We start from the raw sequence: 5,850 nt of genomic DNA, 5'->3' as shown, positions 1-5,850 counted from the left end.
TCGGTGGACTGGACACCGGGCGCACGGCATGAAGCGGCGCCATAACGCCTTTCCTGGCCAATACCGCACACACAAAAAAACACCCGGCCTGCGCCGGGTGTTTTCAGTTGAATCCCATCGACCAACAGTCGATGGCTACCGCATCAGGCAGCGACCGTCTTGGCCACGTCCTGGTAATCCTCGATCTGGTCGAAGTTCATGTAGCGGTAGATGTCCTTGCTGCTGGCATCCAGCACGCCGATGTCGGCCATGTACTCTTCCTTGGTCGGGATGCGACCCAGACGCGAGCAGATCGCGGCCAGTTCGGCCGAACCCAGGTACACGTTGGAGTTGCGGCCCAGACGGTTCGGGAAGTTGCGGGTCGAGGTCGAGAACACCGTCGCGCCCTCGCGCACCTGTGCCTGGTTGCCCATGCACAGCGAGCAGCCCGGCATTTCCATGCGTGCGCCGGCGGTGCCGAAGGTGCCGTAATGGCCTTCCTTGGTCAACTCCGAAGCATCCATCTTGGTCGGCGGGGCCACCCACAGCTTGGTCGGGATGTCGCGCTTGCCTTCCAGCAGCTTGGCCGCCGCACGGAAGTGGCCGATGTTGGTCATGCACGAACCGATGAACACTTCGTCGATGGCCGCACCGGCCACGTCCGACAGCGTCTTGACGTCATCCGGATCGTTCGGGCAGGCCACGATCGGCTCGTGGATATCGGCCAGGTCGATCTCGATGACGGCGGCGTATTCGGCGTCGGCGTCGGGCTGCAGCAGCTCCGGGTTGGCCAGCCACGCTTCCATCTTCTCGATGCGGCGCGCCAGCGAACGGGCGTCCTGGTAACCCTCGGCGATCATCCACTTCAGCAGCGTGATGTTGCTGGTGAGGTACTCGATGATCGGCTCCTTGTTCAGGTGCACCGAGCAACCGGCGGCCGAACGTTCGGCCGAGGCATCGGACAGCTCGAATGCCTGCTCGACCTTCAGCTCCGGCAGACCTTCGATTTCCAGGATGCGGCCGGAGAAGATGTTCTTCTTGCCGGCCTTGGCCACGGTCAGCAGACCGGACTTGATCGCGTACAGTGGAATCGCGTTGACCAGGTCACGCAGGGTCACGCCGGGCTGCATCTTGCCCTTGAAGCGGACCAGCACCGACTCGGGCATGTCCAGCGGCATTACGCCAGTGGCGGCGGCGAAGGCCACCAGGCCCGAACCGGCCGGGAACGAAATGCCCACCGGGAAACGGGTGTGCGAGTCGCCGCCGGTACCGACGGTGTCGGGCAGCAGCATGCGGTTGAGCCAGCTGTGGATCACGCCGTCGCCCGGACGCAGCGAGATGCCGCCGCGGGTGGAGATGAACTCCGGCAGCGTGTGGTGGGTCTTGACGTCCACCGGCTTCGGGTAGGCGGCGGTGTGGCAGAACGACTGCATCACCAGGTCGGCCGAGAAGCCCAGGCAGGCCAGGTCCTTCAGCTCGTCACGGGTCATCGGACCGGTGGTGTCCTGCGAGCCCACCGAGGTCATCTTCGGTTCGCAGTAGGTGCCCGGGCGCATGCCCTGGCCTTCCGGCAGACCACACGCACGGCCTACCATCTTCTGCGCCAGCGAGAAGCCCTTGCCGGTATCCGGCGGGTCCATCGGCAGGCGGAACAGATCGGTCGGGGCCAGGCCCAGCGCTTCACGCGCCTTGGCGGTGAGGCCGCGGCCGATGATCAGCGGAATGCGGCCACCGGCGCGCACTTCGTCGAACAGCACGTCGGACTTGACCTTGAACTCGGCGATGACCGCGCCGTCCTTCAGGGCCTTGCCGTCGTACGGGCGCAGCTCGATCACATCGCCCATGTTCATCTGCGACACGTCGAGTTCGATCGGCAGCGCGCCGGCGTCTTCCATCGTGTTGTAGAAGATCGGGGCGATCTTCGAGCCCAGGCACACGCCGCCGAAGCGCTTGTTCGGGATGAACGGAATATCTTCGCCGGTGAACCACAGCACCGAGTTGGTGGCCGACTTGCGGCTGGAGCCGGTGCCGACCACGTCGCCCACATAGGCCACCAGGTGGCCCTTGTCCTTCAGCGATTCAATGAACTTCACCGGGCCGCGCTTGCCGTCTTCTTCCGGCTCGATGCCATCGCGCTTGTTCTTCAGCATCGCCAGCGCATGCAGCGGGATGTCCGGGCGGGTGGTGGCGTCCGGGGCCGGCGACAGGTCGTCGGTGTTGGTTTCGCCGGTCACCTTGAGCACGGTGATGGTCAGGCTTTCGGGCACCTGCGGGCGGCTGGTGAACCACTCCGCATCGGCCCAGCTCTGCAGCACGCCCTGGGCGTGGGCATTGCCGGCCTTGGCCTTTTCCTGCACGTCGTGGAAGGCGTCGAACACCAGCAGGGTGTTCTTCAGCGCATCGGCGGCGATCGCACCGACGGTGGCGTCATCGAGCAGCTGGACCAGCGGGGCGACGTTGTAACCGCCGAGCATGGTGCCCAGCAGTTCGGTGGCGCGCTCGCGGCTGATCAGCGCATTGACTTCGCTGCCCAGGGCGATCGCGGCCAGGTACGAGGCCTTGACCTTGGCGGCATCATCGACGCCGGCCGGCACGCGGTGGGTCAGCAGTTCCAGCAGGAACTCAGCTTCCCCGGCCGGCGGGTTCTTCAGCAGTTCGATGACGTCGGCCGTCTGCTGGGCGCTCAGCGGCAGCGGCGGGATGCCAAGCGCGGCGCGCTCGGCTACGTGGTGGCGGTAGGCTTCCAACATGACAACTCCCGGGAAATTCTTTGAAAAAACTGCGGTTGAATACAGCGGTAAACGGTGCGTGGGCTCAGGCTTGCGGCACGATCAGCTTCAGGCCCTTGAAGTAGTCGCGAAAAAACGTGTCGTTCCAGGTGATCAGCCCATCGCACTGCAACAGCGCGTGCGAGCCGACCATGAATTCGTCCAGGCCGCGCCTGCCGGCGCCGCGCTGGCGGTGGCGGCGGTGCATTTCGCCGGCACGCAGGGCGGACTTGGCCTCCAGCGGGCTGAAATGGATGCCCATTTCCTCCAGCGCTTCCTGCACCTCGGCCCCACCGCGCAGCGAGGCGCAGATCTCGGCCAGGGTCACCGCGCAGATCACCACGCGCCCGCCGACCAGGCTCTGGCGCAGGTAAGCCTCCACCGCGTCGGCCTGCGGTCCGTTGCTGAGCAGTTCGATCAGGACCGGGGAATCGACAGCGATCATGCCGCGCTCATTCCTCGTCGCGGACCGCATCGACGGCGGCCTGCGCCGAATCGAAGCCGTCCAGTGCGAACTTGCCGCGGGCGCGCGAGATCGCATCGTCCACGCTCTTGCGCAGGATGATCCGGCTGCCGTCCAGCTCGACCTTCAACTGGGTGCCCTTGGTCAGGCCCAGCGCATCGCGGACCGCCTTGGGCAAGGTGATCTGCCCGCGTTCAGCTACGGTGGCTTCCATGGGGTACGCCTCAAAAAGTATGTATGAATTGTACGTACTTGATGGGTTCAGGGCAAATCGATGTTCTGTGACTGGCGACGTAGGCAGGGCCGCGGCCGGCGGGATAGACTGAACGGCAGGCAACCCTGCCCCATCGATAGAAAAGGACATCCCGCGATGCGTGCCACCACCCTCACCCTCGCCCTGCTGTTTGCCGCCCCGCTGGCACTGACGACCGCGTCGGCCCAGGCCAACCCGTTCGGCGCCTACACCACCGGCACGGAAATCACCCAGCAGCAGATGGACGCCGCCCAGGTCGGCAAGACCACCCAGGAGCAGGTCCGCGAAGCCTTCGGCGCGCCGAGCCGGCGCGAGCAGCTGGGCGACACGCAGGTCTGGTATTACGACTTCGTCAAGATCAAGTCGTTCGGCAAGAACATCCAGGAAGCGACCGTGTTCGAGTTCGGCAAGACCGGCGTGCTCACGGCCAAGTCCAAGTCCAACGCGGTGGGCAAGACCGGCAACCCGCTGATCGACGCCGCCAACGGCAAGTAACCGGCATCGCCCGGCAACGCTTCCCCGACGGGGCGCCCATGTGCGCCCCGTCTGCGTTGGACGCACCGCTGTGATGACACCGGCGCTACATGTGGCTGTGTAACCTTGTGTTCTGTCACTGGCCGGCCATGGCGTGGCACGGGATCGCTCATACTGGCTGCGATCCGGTACCCTAGGGCCGCCGGCAAACGCAAGCAGGCCCGCTCCGCGCGGACCACTGCAAGCCATCCGCAAGAGGAGTCACCCCGCATGAGCGATTCGTTCTCCACCCGCAGCCAGCTGGACGTCGGCGGCAAGACCTACGACTACTTCAGCCTGCCCAAGCTCGGACAGCAGTTCGATATCTCCCACCTGCCCTATTCGATGAAGATCCTGCTGGAGAATCTGCTCCGGCACGAGGACGGCGGCGCTACCGTCGGCCGCGACCACATCGAAGCAGTGGCCAAGTGGGACCCCAAGGCCGAACCGGATATTGAAATCGCCTTCATGCCGGCCCGCGTGGTCCTGCAGGACTTCACCGGCGTGCCCTGCGTGGTCGACCTGGCCGCGATGCGCGATGCGGTGGTCAAGCTCGGCGGTCGCCCGGAACAGATCAACCCGCAGATTCCCTCCGAGCTGGTGATCGACCACTCGGTGCAGGTGGATGTATTCGGCACGCCGGATGCGCTGGACCTCAACGGCAAGATCGAATTCCAGCGCAACATGGAACGCTACGGCTTCCTGCGCTGGGGCCAGAAGGCGTTCGACAACTTCAAGGTGGTGCCACCCAACACCGGCATCGTCCACCAGGTCAACCTGGAAAACCTGGCCCGCGTGGTGATGACCGCGGACAAGGATGGCAAGGCCATCGCGTATCCGGACACCGTATTCGGGACCGACAGCCACACCACCATGATCAATGGCATCGGCGTGCTCGGCTGGGGCGTGGGCGGCATCGAAGCGGAGGCGGCCATGCTCGGCCAGCCGTCCTCGATGCTGATCCCGCAGGTGGTCGGCTTCAAGCTGACCGGACGCATGCCCGAAGGCGCCACCGCCACCGACCTGGTGCTGACCGTCACCCAGATGCTGCGCAAGCACGGGGTGGTCGGCAAGTTCGTCGAGTTCTTCGGCGAAGGCCTGCAGCACCTGCCGCTGGCCGAYCGCGCCACCATCGGCAACATGGCACCCGAGTACGGCGCCACCTGCGGCATCTTCCCGATCGACGGCGAATCGCTGACCTACCTGCGCCTGTCCGGCCGCAGCGAGGAACAAATCGCGCTGGTCGAGGCCTACGCCAAGGCCCAAGGCCTGTGGCACGACGCCGACACCGCACACGCCAGCTACAGCGTCACCCTGGAACTGGACATGGGCACGGTCAAGCCGTCGCTGGCCGGCCCCAAGCGCCCGCAGGACCGCGTGCTGCTCGAGGACGTCAAGCAGAACTACCGCGACAGCCTGGTCGGCCTCACCACCAACCGCGACAAGCGCACAGAGGACGTATCCAACTTCGTCAATGAAGGCGGTGGTGCGGCGGTCGGCAACGAGCAACTGGCCAAGAGCTACAGCGATGTCGAACTGGACGGCACGAAATTCCGGCTGAAGGATGGCGCGGTGGTGATCGCCGCGATCACCTCGTGCACCAACACCTCCAATCCGGCGGTGATGATCGGCGCCGGCCTGCTCGCCCGCAACGCGGCCGCCAAGGGCCTGGACCGCAAGCCCTGGGTAAAGACCTCGCTCGGCCCAGGCTCGCGCGTGGTCACCGATTACCTTGAAAAGGCCGGTGTACTCACCGAGCTGGAAAAGATCGGCTTCTACGTGGTCGGCTACGGCTGCACCACCTGCATCGGCAACTCCGGTCCGCTGCCGGCCGAAGTCAGCGCGGGCATCGCCGCGGGCGACCTGGTGGTGAC

At 65.4% G+C, this 5,850-nt stretch carries 5 protein-coding genes; 2 read left to right on the top strand and 3 right to left on the bottom strand.

Translation table 11 applies throughout. The features are described from left to right. Nucleotides 1-143 precede the first annotated feature (143 nt). The 3 genes from acnB to AC1DQP_RS15125 form a co-directional block, all read right to left on the bottom strand. A complete protein-coding gene (gene acnB / locus AC1DQP_RS15135; RefSeq protein ID WP_256777495.1) occupies nt 144-2,729 on the bottom strand; it encodes a bifunctional aconitate hydratase 2/2-methylisocitrate dehydratase in 2,586 nt (861 codons plus the stop codon). Nucleotides 2,730-2,793: 64 nt separating this feature from the next. Further along, complete coding sequence (locus tag AC1DQP_RS15130; RefSeq protein WP_256777494.1) at nt 2,794-3,192, bottom strand: type II toxin-antitoxin system VapC family toxin; 399 nt, start codon at nt 3,190-3,192, stop codon at nt 2,794-2,796. Nucleotides 3,193-3,199: 7 nt separating this feature from the next. Continuing rightward, nucleotides 3,200-3,424, bottom strand: a complete 225-nt coding sequence (locus AC1DQP_RS15125; RefSeq protein WP_256777493.1) for an AbrB/MazE/SpoVT family DNA-binding domain-containing protein — start codon at nt 3,422-3,424, stop codon at nt 3,200-3,202. 156 nt (nt 3,425-3,580) lie between these two features. Between AC1DQP_RS15125 and bamE the strand changes: the two genes are divergently transcribed. Together bamE and acnA are read left to right on the top strand one after the other, a co-directional pair. Next, the gene (gene bamE / locus AC1DQP_RS15120) at nt 3,581-3,958 is read left to right on the top strand and encodes an outer membrane protein assembly factor BamE domain-containing protein (protein ID WP_478051922.1); all 378 of its coding nucleotides are present in this window, start codon (nt 3,581-3,583) and stop codon (nt 3,956-3,958) included. 249 nt (nt 3,959-4,207) lie between these two features. Beyond that, nucleotides 4,208-5,850: aconitate hydratase AcnA (gene acnA / locus AC1DQP_RS15115; protein WP_478051921.1), on the top strand; the 1,643-nt coding region annotated here is incomplete at its 3' end.

It is taken from the genome of Stenotrophomonas sp. P5_A8, assembly GCF_056400545.1.
This window is presented reverse-complemented; position numbering and strand designations above follow the sequence as displayed.